The organism is Campylobacter sp. B0100352/1 (genome assembly GCF_020135855.1).
Lineage (GTDB): Bacteria > Campylobacterota > Campylobacteria > Campylobacterales > Campylobacteraceae > Campylobacter_D > Campylobacter_D taeniopygiae.
On the sequence record NZ_JACHTP010000093.1, the window covers coordinates 1 to 563 of the forward strand.

The 563-nt window shown below is 27.4% G+C and carries 1 protein-coding gene; it reads right to left on the minus strand.

The window, feature by feature from the left end:
• Positions 1 to 538 (minus strand): restriction endonuclease subunit S (locus tag H2279_RS08680; RefSeq protein ID WP_337196294.1); only part of this gene is annotated, 538 nt, incomplete at its 3' end.
• Positions 539 to 563 lie beyond the last annotated feature (25 nt).

Consider the following 563-nt stretch of genomic DNA (forward strand, 5'->3'; position numbering starts at 1 on the left):
TGGGTAGAAGTATTTTTCCTCTTTTTAATCTAGCAAGAGTTGCACCATTTCCACCCCAATTAAATTTTTCCATAAATTTTTTGAGCTCAACAATAATAAAAAATGCATTATACTTATTTAATTGATTATTTTTAAGAATTTGAATATTTTGCCCGGTATAAAAAATACTATTTTGATAAAAAGCTGTTTGCGTATCCAATCCTATAGTGATTACATTAGCTTCATTAGATTTATATCCATTTTGCTTATCTATAAAATCATCTATACCATTGGTTTTATCACTTCTTGTAATATAAGGATAGTTTCCTTTTTTACCATTTAACTTATTTTTATCAATTCCACTCAAAGTTGCCTTAATCTCAAAAATTTCCCCTATAGTAAATTCTTTCCACTTGACATTTTCTAATTGCTTTTGATTTTGGATAAATTTTTTGTATTCTGCTAAATCAAATCCCCCGCCCCGCCTATTACTTTCATTTAATTTAGCATTATAATAAGCCGTAATTTTTTCTAAATGTTCTTTTTCTATAGCTCTCATATAATCTTCCATAAATTGCCAATGC